This window comes from Pseudonocardia sp. ZF1 (assembly GCF_056835605.1).
In genome coordinates this window covers 1-24,043 of the sequence record NZ_JAJNBY010000001.1, presented here as the reverse complement: position 1 = coordinate 24,043, position 24,043 = coordinate 1, and the positions used below count along the sequence as shown (strand labels likewise).

Sequence of the window (24,043 nt, the reverse complement as noted above, 5' to 3'; positions counted from 1 at the left end):
GTCGGCGGTCGGGTGCGAAGGCTACGCGCCCGGGGCGCCGCCGATCAGCACATGCGGTGACGGCCACCCGCTGCAATGCTGCTCGGACGTACCGGTGATCCCGGTGGCCGAAGGGGGTTCCCGACCATGGCGGACGACGACCGCTCCGTGCCGGATGCCACGCAGGCCGCCGCTCCCGGGCCGACGCTGCGCTTCGAGCAGTCCAGCCACCCGGCGGGCGCCACCGTGCTGCACGCGATCGGCTCCATCGACGACGACACCTCCCCCGACCTGTGGGTCGAGATGGGCATCTGGTCCGAGGCGGGTCCCGAACTCATCCTCGACCTGACCGGCGTGGACTTCCTGGGGACGGCGGGGCTGAACTCGCTGCTCCAGTCGCGCGACATGCTGGGCGCCGAGGGCAAACGGCTCCGGGTGTACTGCGGTTCGAGCCGTCCCGCCCGACGCGCACTCCAGGTGACCGGCGCGATGGACCTGTTCGACGTCGTCGACCGGATCCCCGAGGAACCGGCCTCGTCGCGGAACATGCTGTTCGGCGTACCGGACCCGGACGTCCGCCTGGACGGTCAGCGCCGCTCGAACGACGGGTAGCCCGCGGCGGCCTCGTCGTCGCAGGCGCGTAGTACGCCCGCGACCCCGCCGGGCACCGCGTAGGGCGCGACCGGCTCCGCCGCGCACGACAGCGCCTCGATCGTCGACAGGCCGTCGGCGTCGAGGGCGCCGATCGCCCGGTCGACCCACTCGACCTGCCCCTGCAGGCAGGCCGCGTCGTTGCCGTACCCGAGGGTCGGCGCCAGCGGCGCGAACAGGTTCGGGAAGCCGGGGTGCGCCATCCCGAACAGGCCCGGCCCGGTGCCCAGCCGCCGCCCGTCGCGGCCGACGACGTCGATCCCGGCCCGGGTCGCGCCCGTGTCGAACCCGGTGGCCAGCACGATCGCGTCCAGCCCGACGACGGTCCCGTCGGCCAGCCCGACCCCCTCCGGCCGGATCCGCGTGACCGGGTTCCGGGCGACGGGGAGCACCTCGACGTCGTCGCGGTGGAAGGACTCCAGCCACCCCTGGTCGGTCGCGACGGGCCGCAGGCCGTAGTCGTCGCCCTCCGGGACCAGCGCCGCCGCGAGGCGGTCGTCGCCCAGCCGCGCCCGCATCCGGTCCCGGACGACGGCGGCCGCCGCGGCCCGCAGTGCCGGGTCGGACGCGAGTCCGGCGAGCCGGGCCGGGTGCAGCGCCAGCGGGTCCTCGTCGTGGACCGTCCCCAGACTGTGGAGTCCTCTGTGGACAGACGGGTGTCCGGTGCCGGACGGTGTGGACCGAACCGCCTCGCGCATCGCGGGCAACCGGTCGCGGTAGGCCGCGCGCTCCGGCCAGCCGAACATCGGGTTGGCCGCGGGCAGCACGAACCGCGGGGTCCGGGCCAGGACGGTGAGCCGGCCGACCCGCCCGGCCAGGGCCGGGACCAGCTGGACCGCGCTCGGCCCGCAGCCGACGACGCCGACCCGCAGCCCGTCGAGCCGGGGTCCCCCGGCCGGCCACGCTCCGGTGTGGACGACCGGCCCGGTGAAGTCCGACCGGCCGGGGACGGCGTCGGTGCGGGGCGCGGTGAACGACCCCGTGCAGCGGACCAGGAACCGCGCGGACAGCTCGTCGTCGCCGGTGCGGATCCGCCAGCGGCCGCCGTCCCAGCGGGCGGCGGTGACCGGTGTGGACAGTCGCAGGTCGCGGTGCAGGTCGAGCCGGTCGACGACGAACCGCAGCCAGCGCAGCACCTCGTAGCCGGCCGGGAAGCGCTCGCTCCACCCCCAGTCGCGGTACAGCTCGTCGGAGAACAGGTACTGGTAGGCGGCACCCTCGGTGTCGATGCGGGCACCCGGGAAACGCTGGTGGTGCCACACCCCGCCGGGTTCGGGCGCGGCGTCGACGCAGGTCACCCGCAGACCGCGCCGGCGCAGCAGGTGCAGCGCGTACAGACCCGCGACCCCCGCGCCGACGACCACGACGTCGTGCTCGTCCTCCACCGGCCCAGCGTGGCCGATCCGGGACGTCGCCGGACCGACCTGTCTCAGATCGACACGCGGCGCCCGGTGGGCGAGGCTGGGTCCGTGGTGTCCGGCGGGATGCGGTAGCGGCGGTGGAGGCGGTCCTCCTCGGGGTCGGCGGTCTCGTACTGCTGCTCGTCGGCGCCGAGCTGCTCGTCCGGTCCGGCAGCAGGCTCGCCACCCGGCTGGGCCTGTCCCCGATGGTCATCGGGCTGACGGTCGTCTCGGTCGGCACGAGCCTGCCCGAGCTCGCGATCGGCATCGACGCGGCACGCTCGGGCAGCCCGGGCATCGCCACCGGCAACATCGTCGGCACCAACCTGGCGAACCTGCTGCTCGTGCTCGGTCTGGGCGCGCTGCTGCGACCGGTCGCGTTCGACCGGCGCACGCTGCGCTTCGACCTGCCCGCGATGGTCGCCGCCGCGCTGCTGCTGTTCGTCCTGTCGCGCGACGGGTCGATCGGCCCGGCCGGCGGGGTCGTGCTGCTCCTCGCCGCCGTCGGCTACGTCGTGCTGGTGCTGCGCACCTCCCCGCGCGAGGACGTCACCGCCGAGGCCGACGCCGGCGACGGGCGCGGCGGCCCGCCGGTGCAGCTGCTGGTGCTGGTGGTCTCGCTGGCGCTGGTCGTGCTCGGCGCGGAGTGGCTGGTCGACGGCGCGGTGCAGGGGGCGCTGGTGCTCGGCGTCGACGAGGCGGTGATCGGGCTGACGGTCGTCGCGCTCGGTACGTCGGCGCCCGAGCTGGTGACGATGCTGGTCGCCGTCGCACGGCGGGAGACCGGGCTCGCCGTCGGGAACCTGGTCGGGTCCAGCGTCCTGAACATCGCGCTCGTGCTGGGGGCGACGGTGCTCGCCGCACCCGGCGCGACGATCGCGGTCCCGCCGGACGTCGTCGACGCCGACCTGGTGCTGCTGGTCGTCGCGACCCTGGGGACGGGGCTGGCGATGCGGACCGGCTCCCGGCTGTCGCGGCCCGAGGGCGGACTGCTGGTGCTGGGCTATGCGGCCTATCTGACCTGGTTGGTCCTCACGCGGGTGTGAGCGGGTGTCGCACACTGGGCGCATGACCGCATCCGACGACGCATGGTCCTGGCCCGACGCGACGACCGCGGCGCGCGACCTCGCCGCGCACCTGGAGGACGCCGCCCGCGCCCTGCGCGACGGCCGCGCGGAGGTCCGCCGGTCCGCGACCGGCACAGCCTCCGACGGTCGCCGGCAGCTGGAGGTCGACCTGACCTGGCGCGAGGACGCGTCCTAGGGGGTCAGCGCGCGGCGAGCTCGGCCCACACCCGCTTGCCGCGGCCCCGGGGGTCACAGCCCCAGGACTGCGCGACGGCGTCGACGAGCTGCAGGCCGCGCCCACGCGCCGCCCGCAGGTCGATCGGCTGGAGCAGCGGGCCGCCCGCCCCCTCGTCGTCGACCTCGATCCGCAGGGCGTCCCGGCCCCGGACCAGGGTCAGGCGGAACGCGGTACGGGCGTGGTCGACGACGTTCGCGACGAGCTCCTCGATGACCAGCATCGCGTCGGCGAGGGTGCCGGGAGCGAGGTCCCAGCCGACGAGGACGCGTTCCGCGGAACGCCGCGTCTCCCGGCCGACCCCGGCGTGCGGGACGTGCTCGGTGACGACCCGGTCGACGTCGCCGGTGCCGGGCTCCTCGACCTGCACGACGACCACCCCGGCGTCGTCGCTGAGGTGACCGCCGCAGTGCGCGAGGGCGGCGTCGGTGAGGGCGCGCGCGATCGTGTCGGCGTCGGCGCCCGGGTCGAGCGAGGCCAGCGTGCGCCGGGCGCCCTCCTCCCCCAGCTGCTCCCAGTGCCCGCGCACGTGCGCCTCGGTGATGCCGTCGGTGTAGAGCACCAGGCTGTCGCCCGCGGCGAGGGTGACAGCCTCGTCGGCCACCATCGGGGTGGTGCCGATGCCGAGGACCAGCCCGCCGCCGCCGTGGAACTCCGCGGTGCCGTCGGCCCGTCGCACGAGGGCGGGCGGGTGACCGGCCGAGGCGAGGTCGGCATGCCAGGTGTCGGAGGGCCCGCGGCGCAGCGACGCGAGCGCGGCGGTGACGAAGCTGGTGCGGCCGTCGAACCAGACGTGCAGGACGTCGTTGACGGTGCGCAGCACGGCGGCCGGGTCGTTCTCGAAGTGCGCGGCGGTGCGGGTGGCCGAGCGGGCCAGCGCGGTCGTCCGGGCGGCGCCGGCGCCCTTGCCCTGGACGTCGCCGATCACCACGGCGACGCCGTCCGGGGTGGGGACGGCGTCGTAGAAGTCGCCCATGACCTCCACGCCGGAGCCGCCGGGCAGGAAGCGGGCCGCGATGTCGACCCCGGGCAGCCGCGGGGGCTGCGCGGGCAGCAGCGACTCCTGCAGCGTCCGGGCCAGCGTCTCGATCTCGGCGGCGTCGCGGGCGGCGGCGACCGCCTGCCGCTCGGTCTCGCGCAGGGCCAGACGCAGCGCGATCTCGCCCTCGACGGCGTCGGCCAGGGTGCGGATCGTCTCGCGGTGCAGCGGGGTCCAGTCACGGACGACCACGTCCATCGCGCAGAGGTTGCCCACGACCTGGCCCGCGGGGTCGCGCACCGGCACGCCGAGCCAGGCGGCCGCACCGAAGTCGGTCATCAGCGAGAGGTCGCGCAGCCGTGGGTCGGCCCGCACGTCACCGGCGCAGATCTCGCCGCCCGACTCGATGACGACCTTGCACCCGCTGTCCTCGACGGGCGCCGACCAGACGCCGTCCGGCCCGACGATCTGCGCGGGCTCGGGCGTGCCCTTGAGGAAGGTCCGGACCTCGTCGACGACGGTCAGCATGACCGCCGGGGTGCCGAGGACCACCGAGACCAGCCGGGTCAGGCGGTTGAACGCCTCGTCCGGCCCGGTGTCGAGCAGCTGGGTGGCCCGGACCGCGGCCAGCCGTGCCGGCGACGTCAGCGGCGACGGTGCCGCGACCGCAACGGGATCCGACACCAGGCTCATTCGCATGATCCTTGCACCGCTGCGCGCCGGCGTCCTGTCGGTGTGCCTCGGAGGCCGGGTGATCGTCAATTGTGACGATGCGGTTCAGCCCGCCGATCCGGTGTGGAGACGGGCGGCACACCGGGTCAGGTGGTCCCGTTCGGCCGTGGAGGACGCCAGTGCCGCGGCCTCGGCATAGAGACGCGCGGCCGTGGCCCGCTCCCCCGCCCGCTCGTGCAGGTGGGCGCTGACCGCGGTCCAGCGGGGCAGCGCCGGGTCGAGATCGGCGAGGGCCGCCAGCCCGGCCCGTGGCCCGTCGGCCTCCCCGACGGCGACCGCCCGGTTCAGCCGGGCGACCGGGCTGCCGGTGAGCCGGACCAGCTCGTCGTACCACTCGACGATCTGGGGCCAGTCGGTCTCCCCGGCGGCCGGCGCGTCGGCGTGCAGGGCGGCGACGGCCGCCTGGGCCTGGAACTCCCCCAGCCGGTCGCGGGCCAGCGCGGCCTGCAGCACCGCCACCCCCTCGGTGATCAGGGCGATGTCCCAGCGGCCGCGGTCCTGCTCGGCCAGCGGCACCAGCTCGCCTGCCGGGCCGGTGCGGGCGGCGCGTCGGGCGTGGTGCAGCAGCATCAGCGCGAGCAGGCCCGCGACCTCGGGATGGTCGACCGACGCCGCGAGGCGCCGGGTCAGCCGGATCGCCTCGGCGGCGAGGTCGACGTCGCCGGAGTAGCCCTCGTTGAACACCAGGTAGAGCACCCGCAGGACGGTCGCGACGTCGCCGGGGCGGTCGAACCGCTCCCCCGCGACGGTGCGTTTGGCGCGGCTGATCCGCTGCGCCATCGTCGCCTCGGGCACCAGGTAGGCCGCGGCGATCTGCCGGGTGGTGAGCCCGCCGACCGCGCGCAGGGTGAGCGCGACCGCCGACGACGGCGACAGCGACGGGTGCGCGCACAGGAAGTACAGCTCGAGCGCGTCGTCGCGGTCCGGCGCCGGGCCGGGCGCCGGCTCGGCCTCGGCCCGTTCCTCCCGGCCACGACGCGCGGTCTCCGACCGGGTGGCGTCGAGGAAGCGGCGCCAGGCCACCGTCACGAGCCAGCCCTTCGGGTCCCGCGGCGGGTCCGCGGGCCAGGTCCGCAGGGCCTCGACGAGCGCGTCCTGCACGGCGTCCTCGGCCGCCGCGAAGTCCGCACCGCGGCGGCCGAGGATCCCCAGTACCTCCGGGACGAGGCCGCGCAGCAGCGCGGCGTCGGCGCCGGCCACCTCGCCGCTCACTCCGTGACGGTCGGCGGGGCCTCGAGGAACGGGCGCAGCTCGATCCACTCGTGGATCGGCTCCCCACCGGCGCCGGGGGCCGCCGACAGCCCACCGGTCAGCTCGACGGCCCGCTCGTAGCTGTCGACGTCGACGATCATCCAGCCGGCGACGAGGTCCTTGGTCTCCGCGAACGGACCGTCGGTGACCGGCGGGCGGCCCTCGCCGTCGTAGCGGACGAAGGTGCCCTCCGGCGCCAGCGCCTGGGCGTCGACGAACTCGCCGGTCTCCTTCAGGGACTCGGCGAAGTCCTGCATGAAGCGGATGTGCGCGGTGACCTCCTCGGGAGCCCAGCGGTCCATCGGGACGTCGTTCTTCGGGGCCGGGGCGCCGCGGTAGTGCTTGAGCAGCAGGTACTTGGCCATGGTGGGTCTCCTCGGTGCTCGTCGCGGCCCATCCTGGCCGCGTTCACCCCGGGGACGGAACCGGACGCGCGTTCTCGACATGTCCGCTCGATTTTTCTCCTACCCGTCAGTAAGTTCCGCACATGATCAGAGCGACGTCCGTCCGCACCGTGTCCGCGACGCCCGAGACGGTGTGGTCGGTGCTGTCCGACCACGAGGGCATGTCGGCGTGGGCGCCGGGCCTGAAGGTGGCCGTGACGCGGGCCGGGACGCCGGAGCCCAACGGTGTCGGCACCGTCCGCAAGGTCGGCATCGGCTCGCCCGGTCCGATCGTCGAGGAGGTCACCGCGTTCGAGCCGGGGCGACGCCTCGGGTACCGCGCGCTGGCCGGTGTGCCGCTGAAGAACTACCGCGGCGAGGTCACGCTGCGCCCGGTCGGCACCGGTACCGAGATCACCTACGCGGTCGAGGCCGACAAGCGGCTGCCGGCGGGCGAGGCGCTGCTCGCGAAGGGACTGTCGAAGGTGCTGCTGTCCGGCCTCGTCCGCGGGGTCGGCGCCGGTCCGCGCTGACCGGCCGTCCTGCCCGGGTCAGGTCTCGTCCGGCCGCGGGCCGACCGGCTCGCCGTGGCGGTACCAGGCGGCGGACGGTGCCCCGATGACCGAGAGCAGCTGCAGCTTCTCGTGGGTCTCGCTGCCCGGGACGGCGGTGTAGACCAGCAGCAGGTGGGACTGGTCGGGGTCGAGCAGCGTCTGGCAGTGCAGCTCCAGTGGGCCGACCTCGGGGTGGAGGAGGCGTTTGACGTCGTCGGTCCGGACGCCGACCTCGTGGGAGTCCCACAGCGCGCGGAACTCCTCGTTCTCCGGGTACAGGAGATCGGCGAGGTGGGCCGCGCGGGACCCCGGCCCGCGCCGGGCCGCGACCGCCCGCAGGCTCGAGACGTAGCGGCGCGACAGGAACGCGTGGTCCTCCTGCGGGTGGAGCAGACGGGCGCCGGGGTCGGTGAACCAGCGGTAGCCGATGCTCCGCGACGGGCCGGTGAACCCGGTGGTGTCGCCGGTCAACGCGACCCCCAGTGAGGTCTGGCGCAGCGTCTCGCCGAGCTCGGTGACGATCTCGGCGGGTGTGTCGACGAGGCGGTCGAGGATGCGCAGCAGGCCGGGACCGATGTGGTCGCTGGTCGCGCCCCGGGCCGGCGGATGCTGCCCGGCGAGGCGGAACAGGTGGTCGCGCTCGTCGAGCGAGAGGTGCAGCCCCTGGGCGATCGCGGCGATCATCTGCTCCGACGGCCGCGGGCCACGCTCCCGTTCGAGGCGCGCGTAGTAGTCGGTCGACATGTGGCACAGCGCCGCGGCCTCCTCGCGGCGCAGTCCGCTGGTACGACGGCGCCGCCCCCGCGGCAGCCCCACGTCCTCCGGTTGCAGTACCTCACGGCGCCGCCGCAGGAACTGGGCCAGACCCACCCGGTCGATCATCCGTACCGCCTCTCGGTCGCCTCCGTCCGTTCCTACCGGGACACACGGCGCGGAGCCACGGACCGTCGATCCGCCCCACCCGGTCGGGGCCGCACGGCCCAAGGGTGGATCGGGAGGCCGTGGTTGCGGGCCGGCGGTGGGGCGAACGTGGTCGGCACACGGCCACCGACCCGAGGAGCCCAGCGTGCCGAACGAACTCTTCCCGCTCGACCCGACCACCACCGTGCCGCCGGGCCGCCCGGAGGAGCACCGCACCGGCGAGCCGGCCCGGGCCGCGGGTGCCGCCACGCTCTCCGCGGCGATGCGGACCAGCCTGGACCGCTCCGGCGGCGCCGTCGGGATCCTCCTCGCCGCCGCGCCCGCGGTCGCCTTCGTGGCGGCCGACGCGGCGGGCGGGCTGACCTGGGCGTTCATCGCGCTCGCCGTCGCCGCGCCGGTGACGTTCGGGGTGCGCCTGGCCCGCCGGGAGTCGCTGCGGGCCGCCGTCGTCGGTCTGGCGGTGGCCGGCGTGTGCGCCGCCGCCGCCGCGTTCTCCGGCGAGGCCCGGGCGTTCTTCCTGCTCCCCACCCTGATCCCGGCCGCACTCGGCGTGCTGTTCCTCGGCTCGGTCCTCGTCCGCCGCCCGGTGACCGGGGCCCTGTTCAACCGGCTGGTCGGCGGCCCCGAGGACTGGCGTGGGCACCCCCGGCTGATGCGCGTCTACACCGTCAGCACGCTGGCCGGCGTCGTGCTCCACGCGCTCAACCTCACCCTGCGCGCCGTGGCCTACCTCGCGGACCGGCCCGCCGTCCTGGCCGCGCTCGGCGTCGCCGCCGTACCGGCCTTCGCCGTACTCGCCGCGGGCACCCTCGTCGCCGCCCGCCGCGCGATCGGTCCCCACGTCGCCACCGCCGCCTGACCACCGCCCGACCTCGAGCACCGCACCCACCAGGGAGACAGCATGTCCCGCACCCGCGACATCACCATCGGCGACCTCACCGGTCGGCTCGCCGTCGTCACCGGCGCCAGCGACGGCATCGGGCTCGGTATCGCCACCCGGCTCGCCGCCGCAGGAGCCGAGATCGTGCTGCCCGTCCGCAACCGGCGCAAGGGCGAGGCGGCGGTCGACGCGATCCGCACCCGCACCCCCGGCGCGACCGTGTCCCTGCGCGAGCTGGACCTGTCGTCGCTGGACTCCGTCGCCGCGCTCGGCGTCATGCTGCGGGGCGAGGGCCGCCCGATCCACATCCTGGTCAACAACGCCGGCGTCATGACCCCGCCCCGGCGGGCGACGACCGTCGACGGCTTCGAGCTGCAGTTCGGCACCAACCACCTCGGTCACGTGGCCCTCGTCGCGCACCTGCTCCCGCTGCTGCGCGCCGGCCGGGCACGGGTGACCTCCCAGCTCAGCGTCGCCGCCCGCCGCGGCCGGATCGCCTGGGACGACCTCCAGGCGCAGGTCGGCTACGGCAACGGCATGGCCGCCTACGCCCGGTCGAAGATCGCGTTCGGGCTGTTCGCCCTCGAGCTCGACCGCCGCAGCCGCGCCGGGCGCTGGGGCATCACCAGCAACGTGTCCCACCCCGGGATCGCCCCGACCAGCCTGCTCGCCGCGCGCGCCGAGGTCGGTCGCGAGCAGCCCGCGCGGGGACGACGGGTGATCGGCGCGCTCTCGGCCCGCGGCATCCTCGTCGGGACCGCGCAGAGCGCCGGGCTGCCCGCGCTGTACGCCGCGACCTCCCCGGACGCACACGGTGGGCGGTTCTACGGGCCCGACGGTTTCGGGGGTCTGGGCGGTGCGCCCACCGAGCTGGGCCTCTACCGGCCCCTGCGCGGCACCGACGACGCCGAGCGCATCTGGCGCGTCTCGCAGGAGCTCACCGGGGTCTCGTTCGACGGTGGGGACACCGTCGCGACCGAGGACACGGTCGTCCTGCACCGCGACGCCCGGTGAGCACGGGGGTCGGGCCCCGGCGGCGGGCCGCCACCACTCCTCGACGCCGCGACCGACCTCGCCCTCCCACTCGTCAGCACCGTCCCGGGTGCTCGGCTCGCTGCCGGGGTGCCGGAGCGCGCATGGATCGGCCGCGAACGGGCACGACACAGGACATGAGCAACCACGAACGCCGACGGGGCCTGGACGAGGTCATCGACCCGGAGGAGGGCGCGACGCCCGACCACCGTGAGCACGCCAAGGCTCCGCACCCGCCGGACGACGAGGAGCTGGAGCGCCGCGCGCAGCGCGAGCGGGAGCAGACGGGTGCCGGCGGCCCGCTGCGCGAGGACGGCTGAGCAGGCCGGACGACGGGTGGGTCGGTCGGCTCGCGGAGTCGGTCGGCCCGTCCGCGCCACGGCCCGCAGCCACCGGCACGGGGCCTGCGCCGGAGCGGCGTGTTCCACGTGGAACAGCTGGGCACCCGGGAGAACCGCAGGTGGTGGGTGGTCGCCCACCGGGACACCGCCACGACTGCGTCACAGTGGCGGTCGGGCCGTCCGGCGGGTCGCCCCGACCACGGACACCGGCGAGAAGTGCGTATCAGCTGGTGGAGACAAGGGGAATCGAACCCCTAACCCCCGCCTTGCAAAGGCGGTGCTCTGCCAATTGAGCTATGTCCCCTGGTGGGTCCCGATCACGGTACCCCGGGAAGCGGAGTCAGCGGGTGGTGGCCTCGTGCCACAGGTCGTCGGACCCGACGCCGCGGAAGCGGGACCAGCCGAAGTACGCAGCACCGGCGGCGACGGCCAGCACGAACAGCTTCTTCATCGGAGGTCTCCTCGCGAGTGACTGTCGGAGGGGGAAGGTGTGGGCCTAGCTGGATTTGAACCAGCGACCTCATCGTTATCAGCGATGCGCTCTAACCAACTGAGCTATAGGCCCGTGCAACAGGAGAAACACTACCGCACGGGGTCGGGTGGGTTACGAGGGGGTCCCCCTCCACCCGGCCCCGTGCGGGGTGCGAGACGACGCTCCGGTCAGTCCCGCTCGGAGAGCGTGACCTCGATGCCGCCGACCAGGTCGGCGGCCACGTTGTAGACGAACGCGACCACGGTGATGGCCACCGCGAACAGCAGGCTGTTCACCGCGCCGACGACGGCGGCGAGCCCGAAGACCCGTCCGACGCTGATCAGCGAGCCCCCGGTCTCCTGCTGCGAGGTGACCAGGTCGGCGTAGGTGCCGTTGAGCCGGTCCCAGACGCCCATGCCGCCGAGCACGCCGTAGAGGACGCCCGCGGCGACCATCCACACCAGCCATAGCACGACGGCCAGCGCCAGGGCCATCTTCAGCACCGACCACGGGTCGAGCCGCTTGAGCTGCAGCAGCGCCTGGCGCGGGGGCCGGTTGCGGACCGAGGCGCGCGGCGTGTCCGCCGGGGCCGTGCCGTTCTCGCGCTGCTCCGGGTCGCGGACGGCGGTCGTCGCGCCGGCCGCACCGGCGCCGGGGGCGGTCATGAACGCGGTCGGGGCCTCGCTCAGCAGCGAGTCCGCGACCGAGCCGCCGTCGCGGTCGTCGTGGGTGTCGGGCACCCGGCGCCACGGGGGCGGCGAGGCCGCGGCCGGGTCGGCCGCGGGCTCGGCGTCGTCGCGCGGGCCGGGGACGTGGTCGGCCGGGGCCGCCGTCGTCGACGGGTCGTGGTCGGCGTCGGTGGCGACGGTGCGGGCCTCGTCCTGCGACGGGGTGCGGTCGTCGGTGCTCACGAGTGGGAGCTCTCCTCGCTGGTCGTCGCTCGGTACTGCCCCGGTCCCACGGCGTGTGCCGGGTGGCCGGCCCCGCGGGGCCGGCCACCCGACGTGCACTACGCCTGCTGGCCCGGGTCCTCCTCGGTCTCCTCCGCGTTGCGGGCGACGGCCAGCAGCGTGGAGCTCTCGCCCAGGTTCATCAGGCGGACTCCCTTCGTCTGCCGGCCGGCCTTCCGCACCTCGCGGGCGGAGGTCCGGATGACCCCGCCGGTGGAGGTGATCGCGTACAGCTCGTCGTCGATACCGACGATGAGCGCACCGACCAGCGTGCCACGCCGACGGTCGTACTGGAGGGTCAACACTCCCTTCCCGCCACGGCCCTGAACGGGGTAGTCCTCGATCGGGGTGCGCTTCGCGTAGCCACCGGTGGTGGCGACGAGCAGGTAGGTGTCGGAACGGATCACGCCGAGGGCCAGCAGCTTGTCGCCCTCGTTGAACCGCATCCCCAGCACACCGGAGGTGGCGCGGCCCATCGGGCGCAGCGCGTCGTCGGACGCGGTGAACCGGATGGACTGGCCCTCGGCGGACACGAGGAGCAGATCGTCATCACCCGAACAGAGGACGGCGCCGACCAGCTCGTCGTCGTCGCGCAGGTTGATGCCGATGAGGCCGCCGGCCCGGTTGGAGTCGAAGTCGGTCAGGCGCGACTTCTTCACCAGGCCGTTGCGGGTGGCCAGGACCAGGTACGGCCGCGCCGAGTAGTCCTTGATCTGCATGACCTGGGCGATCTCCTCCTCCGGCTGCAGGGCCAGGAGGTTCGCCAGGTGCTGGCCGCGCGCGGTGCGGTTGGCCTCGGGCAGCTCGTAGGCCTTGAGCCGGTAGACCCGCCCGCGGTTGGTGAAGAACAGCATCCAGTCGTGCGTGGAGCACACGAAGAAGTGGTTGACGATGTCGTCCTGCTTCAGCTGCGCCCCCTGCACGCCCTTCCCGCCGCGCTTCTGGGCGCGGTACAGGTCGGTCTTCGTGCGCTTGGCGTAGCCGGTGCGGGTGATCGTGACGACGACGTCCTCGACCGCGATCAGGTCCTCGTCGGTGACGTCGCCGTCGTAGCCGACGATCCGGGTGCGGCGGTCGTCGCCGTGGGCCTCGACCAGCTCGGCGAGCTCGTCGCGGACGATCTGCCGCTGGCGCTCCGGACGGGCCAGGATGTCCTGGTAGTCCGCGATCTCGCGCTCGATCTCGGCGAGCTCGTCGATGATCTTCTGGCGCTCCAGCGCGGCGAGGCGACGCAGCTGCATGTCCAGGATGGCCTGGGCCTGGATGTCGTCGACGTCGAGCAGGTCGATCAGGCCGGCCCGGGCGACGTCGACCGTGGCCGACGCCCGGATCAGGGCGATGACCTCGTCGAGCGCGTCCAGCGCCTTGACCAGACCACGCAGGATGTGGGCCCGCTCCTCGGCCTTGCGGAGCCGGTAGCGGGTCCGCCGGACGATGACCTCGATCTGGTGCCGGACGTAGTGCCGGATCATCTGGTCGAGGCGCAGCGTGCGCGGGACGCCGTCGACGATCGACAGCATGTTCACACCGAAGCTGTGCTGCAGCTGGGTGTGCTTGTACAGGTTGTTCAGGACGACCTTGGCGACGGCGTCGCGCTTGAGCGTGACGACGATCCGCATGCCGATGCGGTCCGAGGACTCGTCGACGATCTCGGAGATCCCGGCGATCTTGCCGTCGCGGACCATGCCCGCGATCGACTCGATCAGGTTGTCCGGGTTGACCATGTAGGGCAGCTCGGTGACCACCAGGGTGGTGCGGCCCTTGGCGTCCTCCTCGACCTCGACGACGGCCCGCATCCGGACCGAGCCGCGCCCGGTCCGGTAGGCGGACTCGATGCCGTCGCGCCCGACGATGAGGCCGTGGGTCGGGAAGTCCGGCCCCTTGATGCGCTCCATGACCGCTTCGAGCAGCTCGTCGTCGGTGGCGTCGGGGTTCTCCAGGCACCAGGCGACGCCGGCGCCGACCTCGCGCAGGTTGTGCGGCGGGATGTTCGTCGCCATGCCGACCGCGATGCCGGAGCTGCCGTTGATGAGCAGGTTAGGCACCCGCGACGGCAGGACGACCGGTTCCTGGGTCTTGCCGTCGTAGTTGTCCAGGTAGTCGACGGTCTCCTCGTCGATGTCCTGGAGCATCGCCATCGCCAGCGGCGAGAGCCGGCACTCGGTGTACCGCATGGCCGCGGCCGGGTCGTTGCCGCGCGAGCCGAAGTTGCCCTGCCCCTGGATCAGCGGGTAGCGCATCGACCAGGGCTGGGCCAGCCGCACGAGGGCGTCGTAGATCGCCGAGTCGCCGTGCGGGTGGTAGTTGCCCATGACGTCGCCGACGACGCGGGCGCACTTGACCGGGGCGCGGTCGGGCCGGAAGCCGTTCTCCCCCATCGAGTAGAGGACGCGGCGGTGGACCGGCTTGAGACCGTCCTCCACCAGCGGCAGCGCCCGCCCGACGATCACGCTCATCGCGTAGTCGATGTACGAGCGCTGCATCTCCTGCTGGATGTCGACCGGTTCGACCCGGCCCCCACCCTCTCCGCCGCCTGCCGCGGGGGCGGCGGGGTCGATCGTGTCCGTCACGAAGTCTCCTCGTGCGTGTTCATACGTGCGTCTGGATCAGATGTGTGGATCAGACGTCCAGGAAGCGCACGTCCTTGGCGTTGCGGGTGATGAAGGACCGGCGGGATTCGACGTCCTCACCCATCAGCACCGAGAACAGCTCGTCGGCGGTGGCGGCGTCGTCCAGGCTCACCTGCAGCAGCAGCCGGTTCGTCGGGTCCATCGTGGTCTCCCACAGCTCCTTGGCGTCCATCTCGCCGAGACCCTTGTAGCGCTGCACGCCCTGGTCCTTGGGGAGCTTCTTGCCCGCGGCCCGGCCGGCCTCGATCAGGCCGTCGCGCTCGCGGTCGGAGTAGGCGTACTCCGGCTCGGCCCCGCGACCGGACCACTTGAGCTTGTACAGCGGCGGCTGCGCCAGGAACACGTGCCCGTTCTCGATCAGCGGGCGCATGAAGCGGAACAGCAGCGTGAGCAGGAGCGTCCGGATGTGCTGGCCGTCGACGTCGGCGTCGGCCATCAGCACCAGCTTGTGGTACCGCAGCTTGGCCAGATCGAAGTCGTCGTGGATGCCGGTGCCCATCGCGGTGATGATCGACTGGACCTCGGTGTTCTTGAGGACGCGGTCGATCCGGGCCTTCTCGACGTTGATGATCTTGCCGCGGATGGGCAGGATCGCCTGGTGCATCGAGTCGCGGCCGGCCTTCGCCGAGCCGCCCGCGGAGTCACCCTCGACGATGTAGAGCTCGCAGCTCTCCGGGTCGCGCGAGCGGCAGTCCGACAGCTTGCCGGGCAGGCCGCCGATGTCGCCGGCGCTCTTGCGGCGCACGAGCTCGCGGGCACGGCGCGCGGCCAGACGGGCCTGGGCCGAGGAGACCGCCTTGGTGACGATCGTCTTCGCCTCGGTGGGGTTGCGCTCGAACCAGTCGGCGAGCCACTCGTTCGACACGCGCTGGACGAACGACTTGACCTCGGTGTTGCCGAGCTTGGTCTTGGTCTGGCCCTCGAACTGCGGCTCCGAGACCTTGACCGAGACGATCGCGGCGAGGCCCTCGCGGATGTCGTCGCCGGACAGCGCCGGGTCCTTCTCCTTGATGAGCTTCTTGTCGCGCGCGTACTTGTTGACCGTCGCGGTCAGCGCGTGGCGGAATCCCTCCTCGTGGGTGCCGCCCTCGTGCGTGTTGATCGTGTTCGCGAAGGTGTAGACCGACTCGGAGTAGCCCGAGTTCCACTGCATCGCGACCTCGACCTGGTGGCCGGGGCCCTCGCCGGTGTAGCTGACGATCTTGCGGTGGATCGGGTCCTTCGACTTGTTCAGGTGCGCGACGAAGTCCTCCAGCCCGTTCGGGTAGTGGAAGACGTACTCCTTGGGCTTGGCCACGTAGCCCTCGGCGTCGGGCTCGTCGTCCGCGTCGACCTCCGGGACGGGCGCCTCGATCGGGTTGCCGTCGGAGTCCACCGCGTCCGACGACGGGACACCCGCCGGCTTCTCCGGCCGCCGCTCGTCGCGCAGGACCATGGTGAGGCCCTTGTTCAGGAACGTCTGCTCCTGCAGCCGGCGACGGATCGTCTCCAGCGTGTAGCTGGTCGTCTCGAAGATCTTCGGGTCGGCCCAGTAGGTGATCGTGGTGCCGGTGTCGGCCTTCTTCGTGGTGCCGGCCTCGACGAGCTCGCCGGGCACGGCGTACTCGTAGTGCTGGCGCCAGATCTGGCCGTCGCGGCGGACCTCGACGTCGAGCGCGGTGGACAGCGCGTTCACGACCGAGACGCCGACACCGTGCAGACCACCGGACACGGCGTAGGACTTGTCGTCGAACTTGCCGCCGGCGTGCAGGCTGGTGAGGACGACCTCGAGGGTCGGCTTCTTCTCCACCGGGTGCATCTCGACGGGGATGCCGCGGCCGTCGTCCTCGACGCGGATGCCGCCGTCGGACTGCAGGGTCACGACGACCTTCGTGGCGTGACCGGCCATCGCCTCGTCGACCGAGTTGTCCACCACCTCCCAGATCAGGTGGTGCAGGCCCCGCTCACCGGTCGAGCCGATGTACATGCCGGGCCGCTTGCGGACCGCCTCCAGGCCCTTGAGGACCGTGATGGACGACGCGCCGTAGGCGTTGTTCGCTGCCTTGTCGGAAGCCACGGGTAGCTGCTTCTCCTCGCCACGTGAACCGCCCGCGCGACGCGCGCACCACCGGTGCGACGACGACGGAACGGTTCCACCGACCGGGCGCTCTGGTCATGTCTTTGGGGAGCCACCCGGGAAACACCTGTCGATCCTACCCGTCGGGACCGACGGAAAGACGGGAAGGACCCACCCAGAAGCGCCACAGACGGGCGAACGGCGTCCGGTGCGGGATCGGACGTGCCCCTGCGGGGTCGAGCGGACCGGCGGCCGTGTCATCCCGCGCTCACCGCCGACGAGAGGCACCGGGCCGGTGGGGTGCGGCTCCTCACCCGATCCGGCCCTCCGCGGCCCCCGGGGCGACGTGACGCGCCTACACGTGCACCCCGGCGCCCACCACCCGTTCGGCGGCACCCACTCCCCTGCCCGATGCTCCCAGGGGAACTTTCGTGGCTTAGAGCGCTACGAGGGTTCCCCTGGGAGCACGCCGGGGCGGTGACCGGGCGGAGCGGGCGGCAGGGCGCGGATCAGCCGTAGGTGTCGCGGGGGCCGCGGCCGCGGACGTGCCGCGGACCGTGCCGCCAGCTCGGCCCGCTCGGCCCGACGACCCGGATCCGGCGCACGACGTCCGGCCCGACCGCGGCGGCGAGCCGGGTCAGCAGCTGACGCTGCAGGGTCCGCAGCTGGGTGGCCCACGCCGTGGACTCGGCCTGCAGGGTCAGCTCGCCGTCGCGCAGCGAGACCGGTGTGCAGTGGTCGGCGACGTCCGGCCCGACCAGCTGCGGCCACCGGCCGAGGACGGTCGCGTCGGTCAGCCGGTTCGACCAGCCGCGGTCCACCGACACCCGCGACACCAGACGTCCGAACGGCTGCGGGTCCCGGTCGTCGGGCCCCGCCCCCGACCAGCGACGACGACGCCCCCGTCCGGAGACCACGCGCAGCTTGGGCCGGTCGGCCTGCGCCCGCTCCTCGGCCTTGCGGGCCGACGCCTCGCGGGCCGCGCGCAGCGCCTCGCGCGCGAGGTCGGCCCCGCGCAGGTTCGCGCGGTCGCCGGCGAGCAGGTCGCCCTGCTCCCCCGGGACACCGCCGCCCGGGACGTCCCCGCCCGTGACCGCGTCGTGACCGGGACCGGTGTCGCGTCCGTCCCCAGGCACGGCGCCGTCGGTGCCCAGTCCCCGGCGTCCTGTCCTCCGGTTTCCGGTTCCGGAACGGCGTCCGTCCCCCGGTGCTCCTGAGTTATCCACAGTATCCACAGCCTTGTCCCCAGAATGCCGTGACACGTTCGAGACCTGCCGGGGCGATCACGCGGGCACCTCGCCGTCGCGGCTCACCCTCCGGTCGCCGACGGCGAACCGGACCCCGTCGAGCTCCGCGGGCACGTCCTCGGCCACCGCGGCGGTCACCAGGACCTGCTCCGCGTCGGCCACCAGGCCGGCCAGCGCGCGTCGGCGGGCCGAGTCCAGCTCGGCGAAGACGTCGTCCAGCACGAGGACCGGCTCGACGTCGTCGGCGTGCAGCAGGCGGTAGGACGCCAGCCGCAGCGCCAGCGCGAACGCCCAGGACTCGCCGTGGCTGGCGTAGCCCTTCGCCGGTCCCTCGCCCAGGGCGAGGTCCAGCTCGTCGCGGTGCGGGCCGACCAGGCAGACCCCGCGTTCGACCTCCTGGGACCGCACCTCGGCCAGCCGGTCCAGCAGCAGCGACTCCAGGTCCCCGGTCGACGACGGCAGCTCCGCGACCCCCGCCGTCCCGAGGCTGGACCGGTAGTCCAGGCCGATCGGGTCCGACGACGGCGCGATCGCCGCGAACGCCTCGCGGGCGTAGGGCGCCAGCGCGACGACGAGCTCGCGCCGCCCGGCCAGCAGCGCCGCGCCGGTACGGGCGAGATGCCCGTCCCAGACCTCCAGCGTCGCCAGGTCGTCGGGCAGCTCCGGGTCCGCGGCCACCGGCGCCCGGGACCGGCCACGGGCCCCGCGCAGTGCCGGCTTCGCGGACTTCAGCAGGGCCGAGCGCTGGCGCAGGACCTTGTCGTAGTCGGCGCGGACGCCGGCGTAGCGCGGGAACCGCGCGACGAGCAGCTCGTCGAGGAAACGCCGGCGCTCCGACGGGTCGCCCCGCACCAGCGCCAGGTCCTCCGGCGCGAACAGCACGCTGCGCAGGATCCCCAGGACGTCGCGCGGCCGCGAGACCGGTGAGCGGTTGACCCGCGCCCGGTTCTGCTTGCCGTTGTTGATCTCCAGCTCGACGCCGAGCTTCCGGCCGTGGTGGTGCACCTCGCCGCGGACGACGGCCTGCTCGGCCCCGCGCCGGATCAGCGGCGCGTCGGAGGAGACCCGGTGCGAGCCGAGGGTGGCGAGGTAGCCGATCCCCTCGACCAGGTTGGTCTTTCCGACGCCGTTGGACCCGACCAGCACGGTCACGCCGGGGTCGAGCTCCAGCTCGGCCTCCGGCCAGGACCGGAAGTCGGTGACCGAGAACCGCCTGAGGTACACCGCCTGGTCACCCTTCCCGTCCGGCTCGGCGCCGGGTCACTGCTGCGTCGAACCGCCGCCGGACGACGGTCCCGCCTTGTCGCCCGGGGCACCGGCCGGCCCGGACTTCTTCACCGCGTGCCCACCGAACTGCTGGCGCAGCGCGGCGACGGCCTTCATCGCGGGCGACTCGGCCTGCCGGGAGGAGAACCGGGCGAACAGCGCCGCGGAGATGACCGGCAGCGGCACCGCGTGCGCGATGGCCTCCTCGATCGTCCAGCGGCCCTCGCCGGAGTCGTCCACCCAGCCCTCGAGCTGGTCGAGACGGGGGTCCTCCTTCAGCGCGTCGACCAGCAGGTCGAGCAGCCAGGAACGGACGACGGTGCCGCGCGACCAGGCCTGGATCACCCCGGGCACGTCGGTGATCAGCTCGCTGGCCTCCATCAGCTCGAAGCCCTCGGCGTAGGCCTGCATGAGGCCGTACTCGATGCCGTTGTGGACCATCTTCGCGAAGTGGCCCGCGCCCACCGGCCCGGCGTGCGCGAACCCCTCCTCGCGCACGCCCTCGGGACGCAGCGCGTCGAAGATCGGCATGGCGCGCTCGATGTGCTCGGGCTCGCCGCCCGCCATCAGGCCGTAGCCGTTGTCCTTGCCCCAGATCCCGCCGGAGACGCCGCAGTCGACGTAGCCGATGCCGTGCGCGTCGAGCAGCGCGGCGTTGGGCTGGTCGTCGGTGTAGCGGGAGTTGCCGCCGTCGATGACCAGGTCACCGGGATCCAGCGTGGTCGCCAGCGTGGCGACGGTGTTCCGGGTCGGCTCGCCGGAGGGCACCATGACCCACACGACGCGCGGCGCGGCCAGTGCGCCCGCGAGCTCCGCGAGCGAGGCCACGTCGCTGACCTCCGGGCGGGGGTCGTAGCCGACCACCTCGTGCCCGGCGGCCCGCAGCCGCTCCCGCATGTTGCCGCCCATGCGGCCGAGTCCGATCATGCCGATCTGCACGGCAGTGGCCCCCTTCGCGTCCGTGCCGCCGGCATGCCCGCAGGGCACCCGGTGGCCCTCGTCGATCACACCGCGGACGAGTCTTCCCCCTCGCCGGGACACCCGCCCGGCGGGGGGTCAGCCGGGCAGCCGCACCGGCATCAGCAGGTGCAGGTAGCCGGACTTCTCCGGCGACGGCGCCTCGCCGGCGTCGTCGGTGGCGGGCTTGGGCACCGGGCGGACCAGCGCGGGCCGGTTCGGCGTGGTGAACGTCAGCTGGGCGCGGTCGGTGTGCAGCGCGCCGAGGGCGTCGAGCAGGTAGCCCGGGTTGAACGCGATCGTCAGCGGGCTGCCGTCGAGCGCGCAGGGCAGCTCCTCCTCGGCGGACCCGACGTCGTCGCCGCCGGCGGCCAGGCGCAGCCCGTCCTCGCCGAACTCCATCCGGATCTGGGCGACCCGGTCCGCGACGAGCGAGACACGCTTGATCGCCTCGACCAGCAGCGCCACGTCGATCTCGACCGCGGTGGTGTGCTCGGCCGGGATCAGCTGGCGGAAGCGGGGGAACTCGGCGTCGAGCAGCCGGCTGGTGGAGCGGCGGCCGCCACCGGTGAGCCCGAGCATCCCGTCCCCGGCCGACAGCGCGATCTCCACGGTGCCGGACCCGGCGAGGGTCTTGGCGACCTCGGCCAGGGTCTTGGCCGGGATCAGCACCGCGGTCGAGATCGAGGCGTCCTCCGGGGACCACTCGAGCTCGCGGACGGCGAGCCGGAACCGGTCGGTGGCCGCGAGCGTCAGCTGCGAGCCCTCGATCTCGAGCCGGATACCGGTCAGCATCGGCAGCGTGTCGTCCCGCCCGGACGCGACGGCGACCTGGGCGACGGCGGCGGCGAGCGCGTCGGCGGCGACCGACCCGGCGCGCTGCGGCATGTCGGGCAGCTGCGGGTAGTCCTCGACCGGCATCGTCGGGAGGCTGAACCGGGAGTTGCCGCAGTTGATCGTGGCGCGGGAGCCGTCGACGGTCAGGTCGACCGGCTTGGACGGGAGCGCGCGGGTGATGTCGGCCAGCAGCCGACCGGAGACGAGCGTGCGGCCCGGCTCCCCGACCGTCGCGTCGAGCTCGACGCGCGCCGAGGTCTCGTAGTCGAAGCCGGAGACGGTCAGCTTCTCGCCGGACTCGCCGTCGGACTGGATGAGGACCCCGCCGAGCACGGGCACCGGCGGACGAGCCGGGAGGCTGCGCGCCACCCAGGCGGCCGCGTCCGCGAGGACGTCGCGTTCGACCCGGAACTTCATCTGGAGACCTTCCCCGGTAGCGCCCGGCTCGGACCACGGCGCGGAGCCGGGTCGTCGACGGGACGGCGGTGCGGCGGCGGGCCGGTTCGTCCTCCGGGTCCGGCCGGCGCCGTGGCCCGGAGGGGCTGCGGAGCGGAGTGGCCGGAACGGGATCGGAAGCCGGGGTTCGCCGGGACGCTCACGGTAGAGCCTCGCCCCGACAGTTTCCACGCCACCCCGGTGCCCGTTCGGTGTCCCCGTCCGTGACCCCGTCCGGGGGTCGGTCCACACAGGTGTTCTTGGGAAGAAGAGATAGAGAGAGACAAACCGTCGTAGTACTAAGTCCTGTGCACAGTGTGGATGGAGCGCATCCCCGCTGGTCAGCAGGCCGCGTCGGCTGGGGATGCGGCGGTGGGGGCACCCGTTGACAGGTCGGTGGAGCGGTGGACCGACGGCGTCGACCCCCATCCGTCCCCGGTTCATCCCGGGTTCACCACAGAGTTGTCCACGGATCCCGGGCGATCCGTCCACGGGGCTGCGACGATCCATCCACAGAGTTGTCCCCAGATGTGGGTGGAAACGTGGTGGATCGTGGACCCAGGGTGATGGCGGGCACACGCCGTTCGGCACTCCCGCGTTGCACGATGAACCCACAGACGTCCCACCCGTCACAGGATTGTCGACGGAGCGTGACCGGCGAATGAGCGCAAGCGATCACCGGGACGAGTGGTGAAGCGCCGAGTGCTCACTACCGGACGACGAACGGGAGTGGTGGGACCGACACGCGGGTGACGCCATGCCGGACCCGATCGGCACCACGCCGGACGGTCCCGGCGTCCCGGGCGTCCGCGGCAGCGGGGGGTGCCGATCACCCGGGGACGGCCCGCAACGCGCCGCAGCGGCGATCTGGGGGCCGTGGCCCCTGTGGGTTGCACGGGATCGGTCCCGGTGCGCGCGGTGACCGCCGGGAACGCGTCCTGCCTGGTCACGGTGGGGCCTGCCGGAGCTGTGGAGAAGCGGTGCGACCGGTGGACAACCCGCCTCGGCGGACCACCGGCGAAGGTCAGTGCCGGGCGCGCAGCTTGATCCGCGCGGTCAGCTCCTGCACCTGTTCGAAGGTCTTCCGCCGGAGCGAGATCTCGTTGCGGATCTTCTTGTCGGCGTGCATGACGGTCGTGTGGTCCCGGCCGCCGAAGGTCTGCCCGATGCGCGGCAGCGACAGGTCGGTCAGCTCGCGGCACAGGTACATGGCGATCTGGCGGGCCTGGGCGAGCGCCTTCGTCTTGCCGGGCCCGGACAGCTCGTCGAGCGTGAGGCCGAAGAACTCGGCGGTGACCGCCATGATCGTCGGCGCGGTGATCTCCGAGGCCGCGGAGTCCGGGATCAGGTCGCGCAGCACGATCTCGGCGAGCTGGGTGTCGACGGCCTGACGGTTCAGCGACGCGAACGCCGTGACCCGGATCAGCGCGCCCTCGAGCTCGCGGATGTTGCGCTCGATCCGCTCCGCGATGAACTCCAGGACCTCACCGGGGACGGCGAGCCGGTCCTGCGCGGCCTTCTTCCGCAGGATCGCGATCCGCGTCTCCAGCTCGGGCGGCTGGATGTCGGTGATCAGACCCCACTCGAACCGCGTGCGCATCCTGTCCTCGAGGGTCTCGAGGCGCTTGGGCGGCCGGTCGGAGGAGACGACGATCTGCTTGTTCGCGTTGTGGAGGGTGTTGAAGGTGTGGAAGAACTCCTCCTGCGTCCCCTCCTTGCCCTCCAGGAACTGGATGTCGTCGACCAGCAGCACGTCGACGTCCCGGTAGCGGCGCTGGAAGGCGACCTTGCGGTCGTCGCGCAGGGAGTTGATGAAGTCGTTCGTGAACTCCTCGGTACTGACGTACCGGACCCGCATCCCGGGGAACAGCCGCTGGGCGTAGTGCCCGACGGCGTGCAGCAGGTGGGTCTTGCCCAGCCCGGACTCGCCCCAGATGAACAGCGGGTTGTACGCCCGCGCCGGCGCCTCGGCCACCGCGACCGCGGCGGCGTGGCTGAACCGGTTCGAGGCACCGATGACGAAGGTGTCGAAGGTGTAGCGCTCGTTGAGCCGGGTCTGCGACCGCGGCGCGACCGGGTCGCCCGCCTGCGGCGCGGTGTAGGCCGGCCACGAGGTCTGGCCCTCGCGCGAGCCCGGCTCCGGGCGCCCGGTGGGCTGCGGCGCCCACCCCCCGGACGACGACGGCGCCGGCTCGGCCGACCAGCCGCGGTCGATGCCCGATGGGCCGGCGTCGTCGCGGCGGGCCCCGTCGGCGAAGCCGTTGCCGTACCCGCCGTCGACGCCCGCCTGCGGCCCGGTGTCCGGGCCGGCGCCGTCGGCGGGGGCGTGCTCGCGCGCGGGGCGGTCGTGTGCGGGACGGGCGTCGTGGTCCCCGTCGGCCGACGCGGCCGGGTCGTCGCCGGCCCGGTCACCGGTGCCGGTGTCGCGGACGCTGTCCCCCGCGGTGACGCCGCGGTGCATGCCGAACCCGGGCGGGTCGGGGACCTCGGTGCCGCCGGACGCCGCGGAGGCGTCGACGACGACGGCGAGGTTGACCGCCACACCGAGGTGGCGGCCGAGGGCGTCGCTGATCGGCCTGCGCAGGATCCGCTCGATGGCGTCCTTCGCGAACTCGCTCGGCGCGGCGAGCAGTGCGGTGCCGTCGAGCAGGCCGAGGGGACGGGTCAGGCGCAGGAACGCGCGCTGCTGCGGGGAGAGGGCGGGTGTGCCGGACTCGGCCGACGCGCCGGAGAGATCGGCGATGACCCGGTTCCAGACCGCGCCGAGATCGCCCGGCTGGTCGGTCAT

The 24,043-nt window shown here is 73.5% G+C and carries 21 protein-coding genes and 2 tRNA genes; 7 read left to right on the top strand and 16 right to left on the bottom strand.

Annotated features, from left to right (window positions below):
* Positions 1 to 126 precede the first annotated feature (126 nt).
* Positions 127 to 591 (top strand): STAS domain-containing protein, encoded by a 465-nt coding sequence (locus ZF1_RS00115; RefSeq protein WP_482636184.1) that lies wholly within the window; start codon positions 127 to 129, stop codon positions 589 to 591.
* Here the strand turns inward: ZF1_RS00115 and ZF1_RS00110 are convergent.
* Entirely contained in the window at positions 567 to 2,015 is a 1,449-nt protein-coding gene (locus ZF1_RS00110) for a flavin-containing monooxygenase (RefSeq protein WP_405420677.1), read from the bottom strand. The two genes, ZF1_RS00115 and ZF1_RS00110, sit on opposite strands and share 25 nt — an antisense overlap.
* Before the next feature lie 113 nt (positions 2,016 to 2,128).
* On the opposite strand from ZF1_RS00110, the gene ZF1_RS00105 reads away from it, so the two are divergent.
* Positions 2,129 to 3,076 carry a calcium/sodium antiporter gene (locus tag ZF1_RS00105; protein ID WP_482636183.1) on the top strand — a complete coding sequence of 316 codons (948 nt, stop codon included), beginning with the start codon at positions 2,129 to 2,131 and terminating at the stop codon, positions 3,074 to 3,076.
* A 22-nt stretch (positions 3,077 to 3,098) separates the two neighbouring features.
* The gene (locus ZF1_RS00100) at positions 3,099 to 3,293 is read left to right on the top strand and encodes a hypothetical protein (protein ID WP_482636182.1); all 195 of its coding nucleotides are present in this window, start codon (positions 3,099 to 3,101) and stop codon (positions 3,291 to 3,293) included.
* Positions 3,294 to 3,297: 4 nt separating this feature from the next.
* Here ZF1_RS00100 and ZF1_RS00095 read toward each other — a convergent pair whose 3' ends face one another.
* The 3 genes from ZF1_RS00095 to ZF1_RS00085 form a co-directional block, all read right to left on the bottom strand.
* Positions 3,298 to 5,004 (bottom strand): ATP-binding SpoIIE family protein phosphatase, encoded by a 1,707-nt coding sequence (locus ZF1_RS00095; RefSeq protein ID WP_482636181.1) that lies wholly within the window; start codon positions 5,002 to 5,004, stop codon positions 3,298 to 3,300.
* Positions 5,005 to 5,088: 84 nt separating this feature from the next.
* The gene (locus tag ZF1_RS00090; RefSeq protein ID WP_482636180.1) at positions 5,089 to 6,255 is read right to left on the bottom strand and encodes an RNA polymerase sigma factor; all 1,167 of its coding nucleotides are present in this window, start codon (positions 6,253 to 6,255) and stop codon (positions 5,089 to 5,091) included.
* The gene (locus tag ZF1_RS00085; protein WP_251783304.1) at positions 6,252 to 6,659 is read right to left on the bottom strand and encodes a YciI family protein; all 408 of its coding nucleotides are present in this window, start codon (positions 6,657 to 6,659) and stop codon (positions 6,252 to 6,254) included. The genes ZF1_RS00090 and ZF1_RS00085 overlap by 4 nt, the downstream gene beginning before the upstream one ends.
* 122 nt (positions 6,660 to 6,781) lie before the next feature.
* Between ZF1_RS00085 and ZF1_RS00080 the strand changes: the two genes are divergently transcribed.
* Positions 6,782 to 7,210: an SRPBCC family protein gene (locus tag ZF1_RS00080; protein ID WP_346107712.1), complete on the top strand. Its 429-nt coding sequence runs from the start codon at positions 6,782 to 6,784 to the stop codon at positions 7,208 to 7,210.
* An 18-nt stretch (positions 7,211 to 7,228) separates the two neighbouring features.
* Here the strand turns inward: ZF1_RS00080 and ZF1_RS00075 are convergent, their stop codons facing one another.
* Positions 7,229 to 8,113, bottom strand: coding sequence for a helix-turn-helix transcriptional regulator (locus tag ZF1_RS00075; protein ID WP_482636179.1), 885 nt, complete (start codon positions 8,111 to 8,113; stop codon positions 7,229 to 7,231).
* Positions 8,114 to 8,297: 184 nt separating this feature from the next.
* Between ZF1_RS00075 and ZF1_RS00070 the strand changes: the two genes are divergently transcribed.
* From ZF1_RS00070 to ZF1_RS00060, 3 genes are all read left to right on the top strand, one after another.
* Complete coding sequence (locus ZF1_RS00070; RefSeq protein WP_482636178.1) at positions 8,298 to 9,011, top strand: DUF3159 domain-containing protein; 714 nt, start codon at positions 8,298 to 8,300, stop codon at positions 9,009 to 9,011.
* 42 nt (positions 9,012 to 9,053) lie between these two features.
* Positions 9,054 to 10,046, top strand: a complete 993-nt coding sequence (locus tag ZF1_RS00065) for an SDR family oxidoreductase (protein ID WP_482636177.1) — start codon at positions 9,054 to 9,056, stop codon at positions 10,044 to 10,046.
* A gap of 155 nt (positions 10,047 to 10,201) precedes the next feature.
* Positions 10,202 to 10,384, top strand: coding sequence for a hypothetical protein (locus tag ZF1_RS00060; protein WP_062399053.1), 183 nt, complete (start codon positions 10,202 to 10,204; stop codon positions 10,382 to 10,384).
* A 249-nt stretch (positions 10,385 to 10,633) separates the two neighbouring features.
* On the opposite strand, the gene ZF1_RS00055 is transcribed toward ZF1_RS00060, so the two are convergent.
* From ZF1_RS00055 to dnaA, 11 genes are all read right to left on the bottom strand, one after another.
* Positions 10,634 to 10,709, bottom strand: a tRNA-Ala gene (locus ZF1_RS00055).
* Between the two features lie 36 nt (positions 10,710 to 10,745).
* Entirely contained in the window at positions 10,746 to 10,856 is a 111-nt protein-coding gene (locus tag ZF1_RS00050; RefSeq protein ID WP_208820446.1) for a DLW-39 family protein, read from the bottom strand.
* Between the two features lie 40 nt (positions 10,857 to 10,896).
* Positions 10,897 to 10,970, bottom strand: a tRNA-Ile gene (locus tag ZF1_RS00045).
* A 95-nt stretch (positions 10,971 to 11,065) separates the two neighbouring features.
* Positions 11,066 to 11,788 (bottom strand): DUF3566 domain-containing protein, encoded by a 723-nt coding sequence (locus ZF1_RS00040; protein ID WP_224401041.1) that lies wholly within the window; start codon positions 11,786 to 11,788, stop codon positions 11,066 to 11,068.
* A 98-nt stretch (positions 11,789 to 11,886) separates the two neighbouring features.
* A complete protein-coding gene (gyrA, locus tag ZF1_RS00035; RefSeq protein WP_476653222.1) occupies positions 11,887 to 14,397 on the bottom strand; it encodes a DNA gyrase subunit A in 2,511 nt (836 codons plus the stop codon).
* A 49-nt stretch (positions 14,398 to 14,446) separates the two neighbouring features.
* Positions 14,447 to 16,513: a DNA topoisomerase (ATP-hydrolyzing) subunit B gene (gene gyrB, locus ZF1_RS00030; protein WP_482636176.1), complete on the bottom strand. Its 2,067-nt coding sequence runs from the start codon at positions 16,511 to 16,513 to the stop codon at positions 14,447 to 14,449.
* Between the two features lie 509 nt (positions 16,514 to 17,022).
* Entirely contained in the window at positions 17,023 to 17,649 is a 627-nt protein-coding gene (locus tag ZF1_RS00025; RefSeq protein ID WP_482636175.1) for a DciA family protein, read from the bottom strand.
* 147 nt (positions 17,650 to 17,796) lie between these two features.
* On the bottom strand, positions 17,797 to 18,984 hold the full coding sequence (gene recF / locus ZF1_RS00020; RefSeq protein WP_482636174.1) for a DNA replication/repair protein RecF: 1,188 nt from the start codon (positions 18,982 to 18,984) through the stop codon (positions 17,797 to 17,799).
* A 36-nt stretch (positions 18,985 to 19,020) separates the two neighbouring features.
* Entirely contained in the window at positions 19,021 to 19,965 is a 945-nt protein-coding gene (gnd, locus tag ZF1_RS00015; protein WP_208820455.1) for a phosphogluconate dehydrogenase (NAD(+)-dependent, decarboxylating), read from the bottom strand.
* 117 nt (positions 19,966 to 20,082) lie between these two features.
* Complete coding sequence (dnaN, locus tag ZF1_RS00010; RefSeq protein ID WP_482636173.1) at positions 20,083 to 21,237, bottom strand: DNA polymerase III subunit beta; 1,155 nt, start codon at positions 21,235 to 21,237, stop codon at positions 20,083 to 20,085.
* 1,042 nt (positions 21,238 to 22,279) lie between these two features.
* The coding region (gene dnaA, locus ZF1_RS00005; RefSeq protein WP_405420715.1) for a chromosomal replication initiator protein DnaA at positions 22,280 to 24,043 on the bottom strand (1,764 nt) is incomplete at its 5' end.